12 protein-coding genes are annotated in these 14,264 nt (G+C 72.7%); 2 read left to right on the top strand and 10 right to left on the bottom strand.

Annotated features, from left to right (window positions below; genetic code table 11):
- Positions 1–16: 16 nt before the first annotated feature.
- Positions 17–700: a cyclase family protein gene (locus K8Z49_RS43330; RefSeq protein WP_111833572.1), complete on the bottom strand. Its 684-nt coding sequence runs from the start codon at positions 698–700 to the stop codon at positions 17–19.
- A gap of 45 nt (positions 701–745) precedes the next feature.
- Between K8Z49_RS43330 and K8Z49_RS43325 the strand changes: the two genes are divergently transcribed.
- Both K8Z49_RS43325 and K8Z49_RS43320 read left to right on the top strand, forming a co-directional pair.
- A complete protein-coding gene (locus K8Z49_RS43325; protein WP_024936784.1) occupies positions 746–1,573 on the top strand; it encodes a HipA family kinase in 828 nt (275 codons plus the stop codon).
- Positions 1,570–1,989 (top strand): DUF3037 domain-containing protein, encoded by a 420-nt coding sequence (locus tag K8Z49_RS43320; protein ID WP_021596345.1) that lies wholly within the window; start codon positions 1,570–1,572, stop codon positions 1,987–1,989. The genes K8Z49_RS43325 and K8Z49_RS43320 overlap by 4 nt, the downstream gene beginning before the upstream one ends.
- Positions 1,990–2,007: 18 nt before the next feature.
- On the opposite strand, the gene K8Z49_RS43315 is transcribed toward K8Z49_RS43320, so the two are convergent.
- The 9 genes from K8Z49_RS43315 to dxr all read right to left on the bottom strand — a co-directional run bounded on the left by K8Z49_RS43315 (position 2,008) and on the right by dxr (position 14,233).
- Positions 2,008–2,916 carry a hypothetical protein gene (locus K8Z49_RS43315; protein ID WP_075019662.1) on the bottom strand — a complete coding sequence of 303 codons (909 nt, stop codon included), beginning with the start codon at positions 2,914–2,916 and terminating at the stop codon, positions 2,008–2,010.
- 120 nt (positions 2,917–3,036) lie between these two features.
- On the bottom strand, positions 3,037–3,963 hold the full coding sequence (locus K8Z49_RS43310; RefSeq protein WP_075019661.1) for a helix-turn-helix domain-containing protein: 927 nt from the start codon (positions 3,961–3,963) through the stop codon (positions 3,037–3,039).
- 77 nt (positions 3,964–4,040) lie between these two features.
- Positions 4,041–4,883: a GNAT family N-acetyltransferase gene (locus K8Z49_RS43305; RefSeq protein ID WP_024936782.1), complete on the bottom strand. Its 843-nt coding sequence runs from the start codon at positions 4,881–4,883 to the stop codon at positions 4,041–4,043.
- Between the two features lie 137 nt (positions 4,884–5,020).
- Positions 5,021–6,613 (bottom strand): alpha/beta hydrolase, encoded by a 1,593-nt coding sequence (locus tag K8Z49_RS43300; protein WP_412516873.1) that lies wholly within the window; start codon positions 6,611–6,613, stop codon positions 5,021–5,023.
- A gap of 170 nt (positions 6,614–6,783) precedes the next feature.
- Positions 6,784–8,373, bottom strand: coding sequence for an alpha/beta hydrolase (locus tag K8Z49_RS43295; RefSeq protein ID WP_021596340.1), 1,590 nt, complete (start codon positions 8,371–8,373; stop codon positions 6,784–6,786).
- Between the two features lie 173 nt (positions 8,374–8,546).
- Positions 8,547–10,208: an alpha/beta hydrolase gene (locus tag K8Z49_RS43290; protein ID WP_024936590.1), complete on the bottom strand. Its 1,662-nt coding sequence runs from the start codon at positions 10,206–10,208 to the stop codon at positions 8,547–8,549.
- 260 nt (positions 10,209–10,468) lie between these two features.
- Positions 10,469–11,662, bottom strand: a complete 1,194-nt coding sequence (gene ispG, locus K8Z49_RS43285) for a flavodoxin-dependent (E)-4-hydroxy-3-methylbut-2-enyl-diphosphate synthase (protein WP_021596338.1) — start codon at positions 11,660–11,662, stop codon at positions 10,469–10,471.
- A 115-nt stretch (positions 11,663–11,777) separates the two neighbouring features.
- Positions 11,778–12,977, bottom strand: coding sequence for a M50 family metallopeptidase (locus K8Z49_RS43280; RefSeq protein ID WP_021596337.1), 1,200 nt, complete (start codon positions 12,975–12,977; stop codon positions 11,778–11,780).
- A gap of 38 nt (positions 12,978–13,015) precedes the next feature.
- Positions 13,016–14,233: a 1-deoxy-D-xylulose-5-phosphate reductoisomerase gene (gene dxr, locus K8Z49_RS43275; protein ID WP_021596336.1), complete on the bottom strand. Its 1,218-nt coding sequence runs from the start codon at positions 14,231–14,233 to the stop codon at positions 13,016–13,018.
- Positions 14,234–14,264 lie beyond the last annotated feature (31 nt).

Below are 14,264 nucleotides of genomic sequence, written 5' to 3'. Positions count from 1 at the left end.
CAGTATGGGGTCCGGCTCAGCCGGGCGCGGCGCGCTCGCCGACGCGGGCCACGGCCCGGACGGGGGCGCCGTCGGCTCCCGCCAGCGCGAGGGGGAAGAGGGAGACGTCGATCGCGCGGCCCGCGGCCTGGGCGTCGACGAGCCGGTCCAGGCCGGTGAGGTTCTCCGCGATCACGGCGCCGGCCCCGCACAGGACCCGGTGGGCCGCCAGGGAGAAGTCATCGGAGCCGGGCGGCGGGGTGCGGTCGACGCTGAGGGCGTCGATGCCGACCGTCCGGACCCCGGCGGCGGCGATCGCCTCCGCGGTCTCCGGCGCGGGGTAGGGATGGGCCAGATAGCCGTCGGTCCCCCAGTGCTCCGGCCAGCCGGTCGCGATGAGCAGGACGTCACCGGGCGCGAGGCCGGGCGGGACGGCGTCCGGCGGTATCGGCGTGCGGGGCGGCAGCCCCCGGACGTCCATCACCACCGCCGGGCCGGTGAAGCGCTCCAGCGGCACCTCGTCCAGCTTCGGCAGGGCGTCGTCGATGTGGAACGGAGCGTCCACGTGGGTGCCGGTCTGCGAGCCCATGTGCAGGCGCAGGACGTTCACCCCCGAGCCGGCGACGGTGAGCGCGGGCACGGCCTCCACCTCCGGGTCGCCCGGATAGACCGGCATGCCCGACACGACCGGGACCGACAGGTCGACCAGCTCAACGCCCATGAAACCGATTATCCCGGCCGGAGGCCCACCCGGTAGCGTTGCGCCGTGTTGCCACATGTGACCGCCATCCGATACGTGACGCCGCTGCGCGAGGGCGGTTCGCTGCCGGGCGTCGTCGAGGCCGACGATCTCGGCACCTACGTGATGAAGTTCCACGGGGCCGGGCAGGGGCGCAAGGCGCTGATCGCCGAGGTGATCGCCGGTGAGCTGGCGCGCGGGCTCGGCCTGCGGGTGCCCGACCAGGTGCTCATCGACCTCGACCCGGCGATCGGGCGGCACGAGCCCGACCCCGACGTGCAGGACCTGCTCAAGGCCAGCCCCGGCTGGAACCTCGGCGTCGACTTCCTCCCGGGGTCGCTCGGCTTCGACCCGCTCGGCTGGACGCCCGACCCCGGCTTCGCCTCGCGGGTGCTGTGGTTCGACGCGTTCATCGGCAACGTGGACCGGAGCTGGCGCAACCCCAACATGCTCGTCTGGCACGGCGACGTGTGGCTCATCGACCACGGCGCGAGCCTCATCTTCCACCACGCGTGGACGAACGCGGCGCGGCTGTTCTCCGGCCCGTACGACGTCGACGACCACGTCCTGACCCCGTACGCGACCGCGCTGCGGGACGCCGAGGCCGAGCTCGCCCCGAAGATCACCGAAGGGCTGCTGCGCGAGGTGATCGAGCTGGTGCCCGACCGCTGGCTGGAGGGCGAGCCCGGCTTCGAGAGCCCGCGCTCGCTCCGCGACGCCTACCTCGACATCCTGCTCCCGCGCGCCGGCAAGCCGCGCGACTGGCTGCCCGACCTGGACGTCGGCGGCCGCCGCCCGGACACCTCCGCGCGGCGCGGCCGGAACCGCCCCGACTGGCTCGGCGGTGCCCCATGAGCGGCGACCGGGTGAGGACCAACATCAGGACGGCCGCCGAGCCGACGGTGTTCGAGTACGCCGCGCTGCGCGTCGTCCCGCGCGTCGAGCGGGGCGAGGCCATGAACGTGGGCGTGGTGGTGTACTGCCGTGCCCTCGACTACCTGGGGTGCCGCACGCACCTGGACGAGAAGCGCCTGCTCGTCCTGGACCCGGCGCTGAACCTCGACGGCGTCCGCGCCGCGCTCCGGGGCGTGGACGCGCTCTGCCGCGGCGGCGAGCGCGCCGGCCAGGCGGCGGCGGAGGCGCCGGGCGCGAGGTTCCGCTGGCTCACCGCGCCGCGCAGCACGATCGTCCAGCCGGGGCCGGTGCACGCCGGCCTCACCGAGGATCCGGCCGCCGAGCTCGACCGGCTTCTCGACCTGCTCGTCAGGTAGCCGCCGGCCGGGGTCCGGTCACGTCCACTCCCAGCGGATGCCGTGGTACCCGGCGGCCATGCCGAACTCGATGAAGTGGACGCTGTGGTAGCTCGACAGGCGCAGGTCGGCGGTGTCCTTGAGCGCGGTGTGGCCGTCGGGCCGCCACGTCCGGTAGCAGCGGGCGGGCAGCGCCGCCGGATGGAACCGGACCTCGATGAGGTACTCGTGCTGGGGGGCGCGGAAACCGCGCCCCTCCTCGGTCACCGGCGGGCCCGTCCCGTCGAACCCGAAGCCGAACTCCACCAGGTAGGTCTCGCCGCGGCCGAGCGCCCGGTCGAAGAGCAGCTCGGCGGCGATCAGGCCGCTGGACTCGTCCATCCGGACCCGGCCGAACCGGCAGCCGCGCACGGTGCGCGACGACGGCAGGACGCCCTGCGGATGGTGGTAGACGGCGGTCCAGCGGTCGGCGCCGCGCTGCTGGGCCTGGAACACCGCGCGGACCCGCACCTCGCGCAGCTCGCGGCGGCGGCCGAGGATGTACTGGTCGTGCATGCTGAGCCCGGTGAGCTGCCGTTCGCCGCGGTCGCCGATCTCGTCGAGCAGGTCGCGCACGCCCGGCTCCGGGCACAGCTCCTCGACCGGCCGCCACGTGCCCGCGGGGCGTTCGGCCACCGGCCGCAGCAGCGTCAGCAGCGAATGGCGCGGCAGTTCGAGGATGGTCTCCAGACCGCGGACGGCGCGCAGCGAGTCGGCGCGCTCGGGCCTGGTCCGGCCGCGCTGCCAGTAGCTCAGCGTGGACAGGCTGACGGCGATGCCCTGCTCCTCCAGGCGGCGCCGCAGCGAGTCGAGGCTCAGCCCGCGGGCCTGGATGGCGGCGTGAAGGGCGACGTTGAACGGACCGTACTGGAGGACCTGTAGGAGATCGTCCTCTGCGACACTCTGCACTTTCCGGCCTCCGGATCGGCTCCGGCCGGCCCCCGCGCGACGGCCTTGACTCCTGCGATTGCTGTTACCGCGCTCACTGTAAGGCCCCGGGGGCCGGTTGCCAACAGGCGAGCTGCGACATCAGTGCCATTCCCACTCGATCCCGACGATGCCGCGCCGGACGGCGCCGACCGCGATGTTGGCGCTGCCGGACGTGCCGATCCACAGCTCGCCGAGCCGCCGCCGCGGGGCGGCGGAGGTCTCGGCGGTGAAGCCGTAGCAGCGCGCCGGGAGCCGGTCGCCGGCGAACTGGACGATCGCCACGTAGTCGTGGACGGGATGGGAGAACCGCCGGTCGTAGCTGTCGCACGGGGGCTGCGCGACCCGCCCGAGCTCGTACTCGACGACCGCGGTGTCGCCCGCCGACAGCACCCGGTCGAAGACCAGCTCGAACGCCACCAGCCCGCCCTCGGCGCGGACCCGGCCGGGCCGGCAGTACCGCAGGCCTCCGAGGCGGGCCGCCCCGTCGTCCGGCTCGCCCTCCGCGCGGGAGCGGTCTCCCGTCTGGTGGACGCAGACGACGCGGTCGACGTCGTCGCCCGCGGCGCGCAGGACGGTGCGCACCGACAGCGTCCAGCAGCGGCGGGCCTCGTCCAGCCGGTAGACGTCGTGGATGCTGAGCCGTTCGAGCCGGTGGTCGCCCGACCGGTCGAGCTGGCCGACGAGGCCGGCGTAGCGCTCGGGGTCGGACCACAGGTCCCGGACCGTGCGGCCCCTCTCCCCGGTGGCGGCCCGGCTCGGCGCGGGCCCGGCGCGCGCCCCGCGGACCGCGACGGCCTCGGCCGCCGGGTCGTCCAGCAGCTCGGTGAGGCCGCCGGGCGGCACCTGGAGGATCTCTTCCAGGGCGACGACGACGGTGCGCGACCGCGGGCGGCTGCGGCCCCGCTGCCAGTAGCTGAGCGTGGCGACGCTGACCGTCAGGCCCTGCGTGCCGAGCCGGTGGCGGATCCGGTCGAGGGTCAGCCCGCTCGCCTGGACGGCCTGCCGCAACGCGCCGGCGAACTCCACGGCCGGATGGTACCCGCCCCGCAAGATCGATTCAGGAAACCGGGCAGATCAGGCACGCAGCGACAAATCAGAAGACATCAGAACAGGATCGACGTGAACGAGCCGAGTTCGGTGAAGCCGACCCGCCGGTAGGCCGCCCGCGCCCGCGTGTTGTAGTCGTTGACGTACAGCGACACGGTCGGCGCGATGGTGCGCAGCGCCTCCCGCACCACCGCCGACATCCCGGTCTCCGACAGGCCCCGGCCGCGCAGGTCCGGCGGCACCCACACGCCCTGCACCTGGCAGGCCCGCGGGGTGACGGCGCCGACCTCGGCCTTGAACATGACGCGGCCGTCCTCGATGCGGGCGAACGCGCGGCCGTCGCGGATCAGCTCGGCGACGCGGGCGCGGTAGAGCACTCCCCCGTCGCCGGCGTTCGGCGACACCCCGACCTCCTCGGTGAACATCGCCACGCAGGCCGGGTAGACGATGTCGAACTCCTCCATCCGGACGCGCCGCACCCGCGGGTCGGCGGGCACGGCGGGGACCGCGGAGGTGGCCATCACCGGCTGGACGGCGCGGACGGCCCTGGCCGGCCCCCAGTAGGGCGCGAGGATCTCCCACAGATCGCCGACCGCGTCCACGGGCCCGACGATGGACGAGCAGCGCCGCCCCTGGGCCTGGGCGCGCTCGGCGAACGCGCGGACCGCCTCGGGGCCGGCCGCGACCGGGATGAGATTCGCGCCGGAGTAGCACAGCGAGACGAGCCGCCCGTCGCGCAGGTAGCCCCACATCTGGGCGCCGAGCCGGCGCGGGTCGAGTCCCGCGGCGTGCACGCGGGAGCTGACGAACACGTTGGACACCGGGTCGGCGTCCAGGATCGCGAGGGCCTCCGCCCGGTGCCGGTCGTCCAGCACGCGCACCGGCACCGAGCCCAGCATGCGCACGGCTACCGGCCCCTGGACGGGCGCGGCCCCCGTTCGGCCCTCACCACTGAAAGCTCCACGTGGACAAGCCTATGTCGTCCAGGGGCCGCGTACCCCCACCGGCTCCGGTCGCGCTCCGATCCGGCGCCGGGTCACGGGTGGGTGGCCACCACCCGCCCGGTCTCCCGCGCCGTCCCGCGCTTCGCGGGCTCGGGCGCGGGCCCGCGCGCGCACCTCGCGTCGGGGCCGGGCCGGGAGGCGGGGACCCGGCCGGTGGCGAGGTAGCCGGCGACGGCCCCGTCGACGCACTCGTCCCCGCCCAGCGTGACGCCGTGGTCGCGCCCGCCGGTCTGCACCAGCAGCCTGGACGTGGGGAGCCTGCGGTGCATCTCCAGCGCGCCCCGGTAGGGGGTCGCCGCGTCCTCACTGCCCTGGACGAGCAGGATCGGCGGCAGCGAAGAGGCGCCCTTCACCCGCGGCGGCGGCCCGCCCGGCACCGGCCAGAAGGCGCAGGGCGCGTTGTACCAGGTGTTGCTCCACGTCTCGAACCGGTAGCCCTGGCTGAAGAGGCGCCGGCTGTCGGCGTGCCAGCGGGCCCAGTCGCGCGGCCAGGGCGCGTCGCGGCACTCGACCGCGACGTAGACGGTGTAGTTGTTCTGGTCGAGCCGCCCCGGCGGCTGCCACGCCTTGCGCAGCGGCCCGGGGTCGTGCCGGACGACGAACGCGGACAGGGCGCTCGCGTGCGACGCCCAGGAGTGCTCGCCGTAGCCGTCGGCGAGGAACACGTCGTCCAGCTCGGACGGGCCGATCTTCCCGTCGACGGGCCGGGCCTTGAGCGCGGCCCGCGCCTTCGCGTAGGAGGCGGCGACCTTCCGCTCGGTCCTCCCGAGCCGGTACACGTCGTGGTGCCGGGCGATCCAGGCGAAGTACGCGCGGATGCTCTTCTCGAACGCGACGTTCTGGTCGAGGTTGTTGCCGTACCAGACGCCGCTCGGCCGGACGACGCTGTCGAGCACCATGCGGCGGACCCGCCCGGGGAACATCGTCGCGTACACCGCGCCGAGGTAGCTGCCGTACGAGTACCCGAAATAGCCGATCTTCTTCTGGCCGAGGGCGGCGCGGATCGCGTCCATGTCGCGCACGAGGTCGGCGGTGCCCATGTGCGGCAGGATCCCGCGGTACTTGCGGGCGCAGTCGCCGGCGTAGGCCTTGGCCCTGGCGGTCCAGGCCCGCTCCTCCGCGGCGTTCGCGGGGATGGTGTCGGAACGTGCCCGGCCCGGGTTCTGGTAGCCCGGGTCGCAGATCAGCGCCGGTTTGCTCGCGCCGACGCCGCGCGGGTCGAAGCCGATCCAGTCGTAGGACGCGGCGACCTGCTTCGGGAGCCTGCGGGAGAAGAAGCCGGACAGGTCGCGTCCGTGCGCGCCGGGCCCGCCGCGGTTGAGCAGCACCACGCCCTTGTACGTGCGGGCGGTGTGCCGGGCGCGGGTCAGCGCGAGGGTGATGTGCTCGCCCCTGGGCCGCGCGTGGTCGAGCGGCACGCTGAGGGAGGCGCACTCCAGTCCTTTGAGCCGGGTGCCCTCCACCGGGTCCTTGGCGGGGCAGGGCTTCCACGCGAGGCCGGCGGGCCTCGGCTCGGGACGGGGCGCGGTCCGGGCGGCGGCGGGCGGCCCCAGAACGGCGACTCCGAGCGTGAGTGCGGTGGCGGCCGTCCCGGCGGCGGCCTTCTTTCCAGCGTCGTTCAGCACCTTCGATTTCTACAGGCGCGAGGCCCTGAACTGCGCGAACTCCCACATCGCGCGATTCCGGCCGCAACCGGCGGAAACGAACGCGGCGTGCCCGGCTCCGCCCTGCGTGGGGGACGGAGCCGGGCACGCCGCAGGCGGTGTGCTACCCGCGTGCCACCGCTACCCGCGTGCTACGGGCGTCCGACCGGGAGGTCCTTGCCCGCGGCGGCGCGGGCCGCCTTCGCGGTCATGGCGGTCGGGTCCGGATCGTTCAGCTCCGGAACGGCCTTGCAGTAGGCGTCCGGGCCGCGGTGGCCCGCCGGCAGGGCACCGGTGTCGAGGTACGCGGCGACCTTGTCGTCCAGGCACACGTTGCCGTTGAGCGTGTTGGCGTGGGTCTTGCCGCCGACCTCGAACACCAGCCGGGAGGACGGGAAGACCTTGTGCATCTCCAGGCCGCCCGCGACCGGCGTCGCCGCGTCCTTCGTGGACTGGACGAGCAGCATGCCCGGCAGGCCCTTGGCGCCCTTCAGCCTGAACTCCGGACCGCCCGAGAACGGCCAGAAGGCGACGGGGGCGTTGAACCAGACGTTGCTCCAGGTGTTGAACCGGTAGCCCTGCTCGTAGAGCTTCACGGCGTCGCGGTGCCACTTGCTCCAGTTGCGCGGCCACTTGGCGTCGGCGGCCTGGACGGCGTTGTAGACGGCGAAGCCGTTGTCGTCGCCGCCGGGGCTGAGCCAGTCGAGAAGGCCGGCGGGGTCCTTGTCGTTGGCCCACGCCGAGAGCGCCTGCGCGAACGGGATGTAGAAGCCCGTGTTGTAGCCGGCGGACAGGACGATGTCGTCCAGCTCGTCCGGGCCGATCTTGCCGCCGATGGGCGCCTTCTTCGCCGCCGTGCGGACGGCGTAGTACTTCGCCTCGACGGCCTTCTCGGTCGTGCCGAGGTGGTAGACCGAGTCGTACTTCGCGATCCAGGCCCACCAGGCCTTCATGTTGGCCTCGAACGCCTTGTCCTGTTCGAGCTGGGCGTCGTACCAGACCGTCTTCGGGTTGACGTTGCCGTCCAGCACCATCCGGTTCACGCGGTTGGGGAACAGCGTGGCGTAGGTGGCGCCGAAGTAGGTGCCGTAGGAGAAGCCGTACCAGCTGATCTTCTGCTGGCCGAGGGCGGCGCGGATCGCGTCGACGTCGCGCGCGGCGTCGGTGGTGCGCATGTGCGGCAGCAGCCAGCCGAACTTCTTCGCGCAGTCCTGCGCGTACTTCTTCGACTTGGCGATCCAGGCCTTCTCCTCCTTCCACGACGCCGGGTTGTAGTCCGGGCGGATCGGGTCGGAGTAGTTCGGGTCGCAGCTCAGCGCGGGCTCGCTGGAGCCGACACCGCGCGGGTCGAACCCGATGATGTCGTACTTGGCCGCGACGTCGGCGTGCCCGGTGCCGCCGATCCAGCGGGCGAGGGCCGGCGAGTACGCCAGCCCGGACCCGCCCGGCCCGCCCGGGTTCACGAACAGGACGCCCTGGTAGTTCTTCTCGTCGGTGTGCTTGAAGCGCGACACCGCGATGGAGATCTTGCGCCCGCCGGGCCGGGAGTGGTCGAGGGGGACCTCGACCTGGGCGCACTCGGCCTGGTTCATCGGGTCGTCGGGGCCGCTGACCTCGCACTTGCCCCAGGCGATGCCCTCGGCGGCACCGGCGGGGCCGGTGTCCGCGCTCGCGGAGACGGCGACGCCCGCCCCGCCTGCCGTCACGACCAGCGCGGTCGCGACGAGGATGGTTCTCTTCACGTGACCCCCTCAGATCGGCGGCTCCGGACGCCCGACACGGGCCGGAGGGGGGAGCGACGCCGATGCGTTGCGGATGCGTACTGCGAATCGGTTCGCCGTCCGCGCCGGGCCCCGGGGATCGCTCCCCGGGGCCCGCGCGGGCGGCCCTGTGCGGACGGCCTGGCGGCCGGGCCTCAGCGGATGACGTCGGCCTTCAGGCGCGCGGCCTTCTGCGAACCCGGGCCGTTCAGCGTCCTGGCGGTCGCCGACGACGGCGGGGTCGGGTCACCGAGCTGCGGGACGTGCACCGTGCGCTGCTCCGGACGCTCTCCCCGCAGGAAGTAGGCGTCGAAGTAGGCGTCCACCTCGGCGGAACCGCGGTGGACGATGCAGTGCGTGCGGTCACCGTCCTGGACGACCAGGCGCGATCCCTTGAGCCGGCGCTGGAGCTCCAGCGCGCCCTCGTACGGGGTGGCCGCGTCGGCGGTCGACTGGAACATCAGGATGTTCTTCGGCAGGTCGCGCGTGTGGCCGATGTTCACCGGCTTGCCGGCCTTGGCGGGCCAGAACAGGCAGGGCGCGTTGAACCAGGCGTTGCTCCACGTCATGAACGGGTGCTTGCGGTTGATCCGCGTGTTGTCCCGCCACCACTTGCCCCAGCTCTGCGGCCACTGGGCGTCGGTGCACTCGGTCGCGGCGTACATCGCGTAGCCGTTGTCGTCGGTCTCGCCGGACGTCGGGGAGCCGAACGTCCCGACGAAGGTGGCGGTGTCGCCGGTCTTGTGGGCGGCGAGGCCGGCGGCGTAGCCGTGCCAGACGGCCTGGCTGCGGCGGTAGGCGGCGTTCAGGATCACGTCGGTCAGCTCGTCCGGACCGACGGCGAGCTGCTGCCCGCTGTCGGGATCGGTGTAGTAGACCGGCTTCTTCTTGAGCTTGCCGCGCAGGTCGTAGAAGAAGCTCCGCACCTTCTTCTGCGTCGCGCCCAGGTGGTACACCGAGTCGTACTTGGCGATCCAGCCGAAGTAGTACTCGATGTTCTTGTCGAAGGCGACGTCCTGGTTGAGGTTGGCCTCGTACCAGACGCCGGACGGGCCGACGTTGCCGTCGAGGACCATCTTGTCGACGTTCTTCGGGTACACGGTGGCGTAGGCCGAGCCGAGGTAGGTGCCGTAGGAGGCGCCGTAGTAGTCGAGCTTGTCGCCTCCGAGCGCCTTGCGGATCGACTCCACGTCGTTCACCGAGTCGATGGTCTTGACGTGGTCCAGCAGCCCGATCTTGTCGGCCTCGCCGCAGTCGTCCGCGTAGCCCTTGGACAGCTTCAGCCAGGTGGCGACGGACTTGCGGTCGCCGGTGCCGTAGTCGGGCCTCGGGGCGTTGGTGTAGGTGGGGTCGCAGCTCAGCGCGGGGACGCTCATGCCGACGCCGCGCGGGTCGAACCCGATGACGTTGTAGGCCTCGCGCATCGGGGCGGAGTTCTGCGCGAACACGCGCGGCCCGAAGAGCGCGCCGCCGCCCCCGGGGCCACCCGGGTTGACGACGATGTCGCCCTTCGCCTTGCCCTCGCCGGTGTGCGGCGTTTTCGTGAGCTGGAGCGTGATCTTCTTGCCCCGCGGCTTGGCGTAGTCCAGGGGCACCGACAGCTCGGCGCACTGCACGATCTTGGAGACCGGGTACAGGGCGTCGTAGAGGTCGTGCACCGTCTGGACGAAGTCGGTGGGGCAGGCGTGCCACTTGAGCGCGGCGGGGTTGAAGCCTCCGGCCGTTCCGGCGGATGGACCCTCGGCCTGCGCGCTTGTGGCGCCGAGGCCGGTGAGACCGAGCCCGGCCACCGCGGCCACGACAACGATCCTCTTCACATATCCCCCTATCGTGCCGACTCCGGTTGAGTCAGACATACGGGTAAATGAGTGAAGATTGTTGCGGTTCGGGCATCCGGCTCGACAGGTCCTGATCAGAGTGGATGCCGAATCGTGACAAGATCAGCGGAACTCCGTGACATGCTGGATCGTTCCGGATCCGGGATCACGATCCGCGGTCCCCGGGCACGCGAAAGGGCCCCGGGTCGCATTCACACCCGGGGCCCTTCGGACGCTGCGGCGTCAGCGCATCGGTGAGATCAGCCGACCACCACGTCGGCGCCCGGCCCGGAGACCGAGCCGTCCTCGCCGATCTCGATCCCCATCTCGTCGGCGATCCGCATCGCCTCCTCGATCAGCGTCTCGACGATCTGCGACTCGGGGACGGTCTTGACGACCTGCCCCTTCACGAAGATCTGGCCCTTGCCGTTGCCGGAGGCGACGCCGAGGTCGGCCTCCCGGGCCTCGCCCGGCCCGTTCACCACGCAGCCCATCACCGCGACGCGCAGCGGGACGGGGAAGTCCTTCAGCCCGGCGGTGACCTGCTCGGCGAGCGAGTAGACGTCCACCTGCGCGCGCCCGCAGGACGGGCAGGACACGATCTCCAGGCCGCGGGTGCGCAGCCCGAGCGACTCCAGGATCGCCGCGCCGACCTTGACCTCCTCGACCGGCGGCGCCGACAGCGACACCCGGATCGTGTCGCCGATGCCCTCGGCGAGCAGCGCGCCGAACGCGACCGCCGACTTGATCGTGCCCTGGAACGCCGGGCCCGCCTCGGTGACGCCGAGGTGCAGCGGGTAGTCGCAGGCCGCCGCCAGCTTCCGGTACGCCTCGATCATCACGACCGGGTCGTTGTGCTTGACGGAGATCTTGATGTCGCGGAAGTCGTGCTCCTCGAACAGCGAGCACTCCCACAGTGCCGACTCCACCAGTGCGTCGGGGGTGGCCCTGCCGTGCTTCTCCAGCAGCCGCTTGTCGAGCGAGCCGGCGTTCACCCCGATCCGGATCGGCACGCCCGCGTCCTTGGCGGCGCGCGCGATCTCGCCGACCTTGTCGTCGAACTTCTTGATGTTGCCGGGGTTGACCCGGACGGCCGCGCAGCCCGCGTCGATCGCCGCGAACACGTACTTGGGCTGGAAGTGGATGTCGGCGATGACGGGGATCGGCGACTTGCGCGCGATCGCCGGCAGCGCCTCGGCGTCGTCCTGCGACGGCACGGCGACCCGGACGATCTGGCACCCGGACGCGGTCAGCTCCGCGATCTGCTGGAGCGTGGCGTTCACGTCGGCGGTGAGCGTGGTGGTCATGGACTGCACCGACACCGGCGCGTCGCCCCCGACCGGAACGTTCCCGACCATGATCTGCCGGGATGCGCGGCGGGGCGCGATCGGATCCGGCGCCCCCTGCCCGTCGCCTGCGCCGCGGACGCTCGGAATTCCCAGTGAAACGCTCATCCCTCTCCTCTGGCTTGCGGCCCCGTACAAAGCCTAGGCGCCCCGCGCCGCTGTGTTGACGCCGCGCGGCACATATCACTGTGAGCATTTGACCCCGCAACGTGAACATTTTGGGTCACTCCGGTAGCCGGAGCGGATTGAACAGGTCGGCGAGGATCAGCAGCACCCCGAACCCCACGAGCACCAGGACGGCCAGGTATGTCAAGGGCAGCAGCCGGGTCATGTCGACGGTGCCCGGATCCGGCCGCCCCCGGATCCGGTTGACGCCGGCGCGCGCCCGCTCGTACCCGACGACCGCGAGGTGCCCGCCGTCCAGCGGCAGCAGGGGCAGGACGTTCAGCGCGCCGAGGAAGATGTTCACCGACACGACCAGCGACAGGTACAGGGCGAGCTTGTCACGCGCGGAGCTGTCGGAGGAGAAGATCTGCCCGGACACGTCGGTGGCGCCGACCACGCTGCCGACCTGGCCGCCCGGCGTGCTCTCCCGCTCGGGCGTGAACAGCTTCGGCACGGCCGCCGGCAGGTCCACCACGACCTCGCCGATCCCGGCGAGGGTCCGGCCGATGCCGCGTCCGGCGAACACGGCCGCGTTCAGCGGGCCGGTCCGCTCGTACCCGGCGCCGACGACCTTCGCGGACATGCCGACGAACGGCCGCCCGTCCACGTCCGCCAGGGTGATGGGCAGCGTCACCGGCCGGGCCGCGCCCGGCCGCCGCACCGCCACCTGGACCGTCTCCCCCGGCTTCGCGTCGTCGATCGCCCTGGTGAGGCCGTCCCAGTCGGACACGGGCGTGCCGCCGAAGGAGACGACGCGGTCGCCCGCGCGCAGCCCCGCCCGGGCCGCCGGGGAGGGCGGGCGGCCGCCGCCGCAGTCGCTCGTCATCGCGGCCGGCACGCAGGGCGTGACCTCCTCGACCGTGCTGGTCACCGTGCCGGGCTCGCGCACGCCGACCGTCATGGCCATCACCATCAGCAGCAGGAACGCGAACACGAAGTTGGCGACGACGCCGGCGACGATGACCACCGCGCGGCGGCCGGCCGGCTGCCGGTAGAAGGCGCGCGGGCGGTCCGCGGGGTCGATCTCCTCCAGCGGCGTGTAGCCGACGATCTTGACGAAGCCGCCCAGCGGGATCGCCTTCACCCCGTACTCGGTCTCGCCGCGCCGGGTGGACCACAGGGTCGGCCCGAAACCCACGAAGTACTGGGTGGCCTTCATGCCGAACCGCTTGGCGGTCAGCAGGTGCCCGCCCTCGTGCAGCATCACCGACACCAGCAGCGCGACGACGAACGCCGCCGCGCCGAGGACGAAGGCCATCGGGTCTCCTCGGGGTCGGTCCCGAGGCGGGCCCCGGGTCAGCCGGTTCCGGTCAGTTCCGCGGTCCGGGCCCGCGCCCATCCGTCCGCCGCGAGGACGTCGTCCAGCGACAGGTCTCCGGGGGTTCCGGAACCGTGCTCCTCCACTACCCGCGCGATCGTGTCGACTATCCCGAGGAACGGGAGCCGTCCGGCGCGGAACGCGTCCACACATTCCTCGTTGGCGGCGTTGTAAACCGCCGGGACGGTGCCGCCCAGCTCACCGGCGTGCCGCGCCAGCGCGACGGCCGGGAACGCCTCGTCGTCGAGCGGGGACAGCTCCCAGGTGTGGGCCCTCGTCCAGTCGACGCCGGGCGCGGCGTCCGGGACGCGGTCCGGCCAGTCGATCCCGAGCGCGATCGGCAGCCGCATGTCGGGCGGGCTGGCCTGGGCGAGCGTGGAGCCGTCGGTGAACTCGACCATCGAGTGGATGACCGACTGCGGGTGCACCATGACCTCGATCCGGTCCATCGGGACGTCGAAGAGCAGGTGCGCCTCGATGACCTCCAGGCCCTTGTTGACGAGGGTCGCGGAGTTGATCGTGATGACCGGGCCCATGTCCCAGGTCGGGTGGTTCATCGCCTCCTCGGGGGTGACCTCGGCCAGCTCGGCGCGGCGGCGCCCGCGGAACGGGCCGCCGCTCGCGGTCAGCACGAGCCGCCGCACCTCCTCCGCGCGCCCGCCGCGCAGGCACTGGGCGAGCGCCGAGTGCTCGGAGTCGACGGGGACGATCTGCCCCGGCCGCGCCCGCTCCTTGACGAGGGGGCCGCCGACGATGAGCGACTCCTTGTTGGCGAGGGCGAGCGTCCGGCCCGCGTCCAGCGCGGCGAGGGTCGAGGCGAGGCCGAGGGCGCCGGTCACCCCGTTCAGCACCACGTCGCACCGCCACGCGGCGACCTCGGCGACCGCGTCCGGCCCCGCCGCGATCTTGGGGATGGGGTACTCGCCGGTGGCGTAGCCGCGCCGTTTCGCCTCGGCGTAGAAGGCGAGCTGGAGCTCCTGCGCGGCGGACGCCTTGGCCACCGCGACGATCTCGGGACGGAACTCCAGCGCCTGCGCGGCCAGCAGGTCGACCCGGCCGCCGCCCGCCGCGAGGCCGGTCACCCGGAACCGGCCGGGGTTGCGGCGGATCACGTCCAGCGCCTGGGTGCCGATCGAGCCGGTGGAGCCGAGGACGGCGATCTCGCGGGCGGTCGCGTCGGGGCTGGGTGCAGACATCACCGCTCCATTGTCGGGCATCTGCCGGGCA

This window comes from Actinomadura madurae (assembly GCF_047130825.1).
GTDB lineage: Bacteria > Actinomycetota > Actinomycetes > Streptosporangiales > Streptosporangiaceae > Spirillospora > Spirillospora madurae.
Note: the sequence above shows the minus strand (reverse complement) of the source record. Positions and strands in the feature narration are given on the sequence as shown.

What these genes read in the sequence shown, in the direction of transcription:
- K8Z49_RS43320 (WP_021596345.1), top strand. Translation starts at nt 1,570, where the DNA reads ATGAGCGGCGACCGGGTGAGGACCAACATCAGGACGGCCGCCGAGCCG.
- dxr (WP_021596336.1), bottom strand. Translation starts at nt 14,233, where the DNA reads ATGTCTGCACCCAGCCCCGACGCGACCGCCCGCGAGATCGCCGTCCTC.
- ispG (WP_021596338.1), bottom strand. Translation starts at nt 11,662, where the DNA reads ATGAGCGTTTCACTGGGAATTCCGAGCGTCCGCGGCGCAGGCGACGGG.
- K8Z49_RS43305 (WP_024936782.1), bottom strand. Translation starts at nt 4,883, where the DNA reads ATGCTGGGCTCGGTGCCGGTGCGCGTGCTGGACGACCGGCACCGGGCG.
- K8Z49_RS43280 (WP_021596337.1), bottom strand. Translation starts at nt 12,977, where the DNA reads ATGGCCTTCGTCCTCGGCGCGGCGGCGTTCGTCGTCGCGCTGCTGGTG.
- K8Z49_RS43330 (WP_111833572.1), bottom strand. Translation starts at nt 700, where the DNA reads ATGGGCGTTGAGCTGGTCGACCTGTCGGTCCCGGTCGTGTCGGGCATG.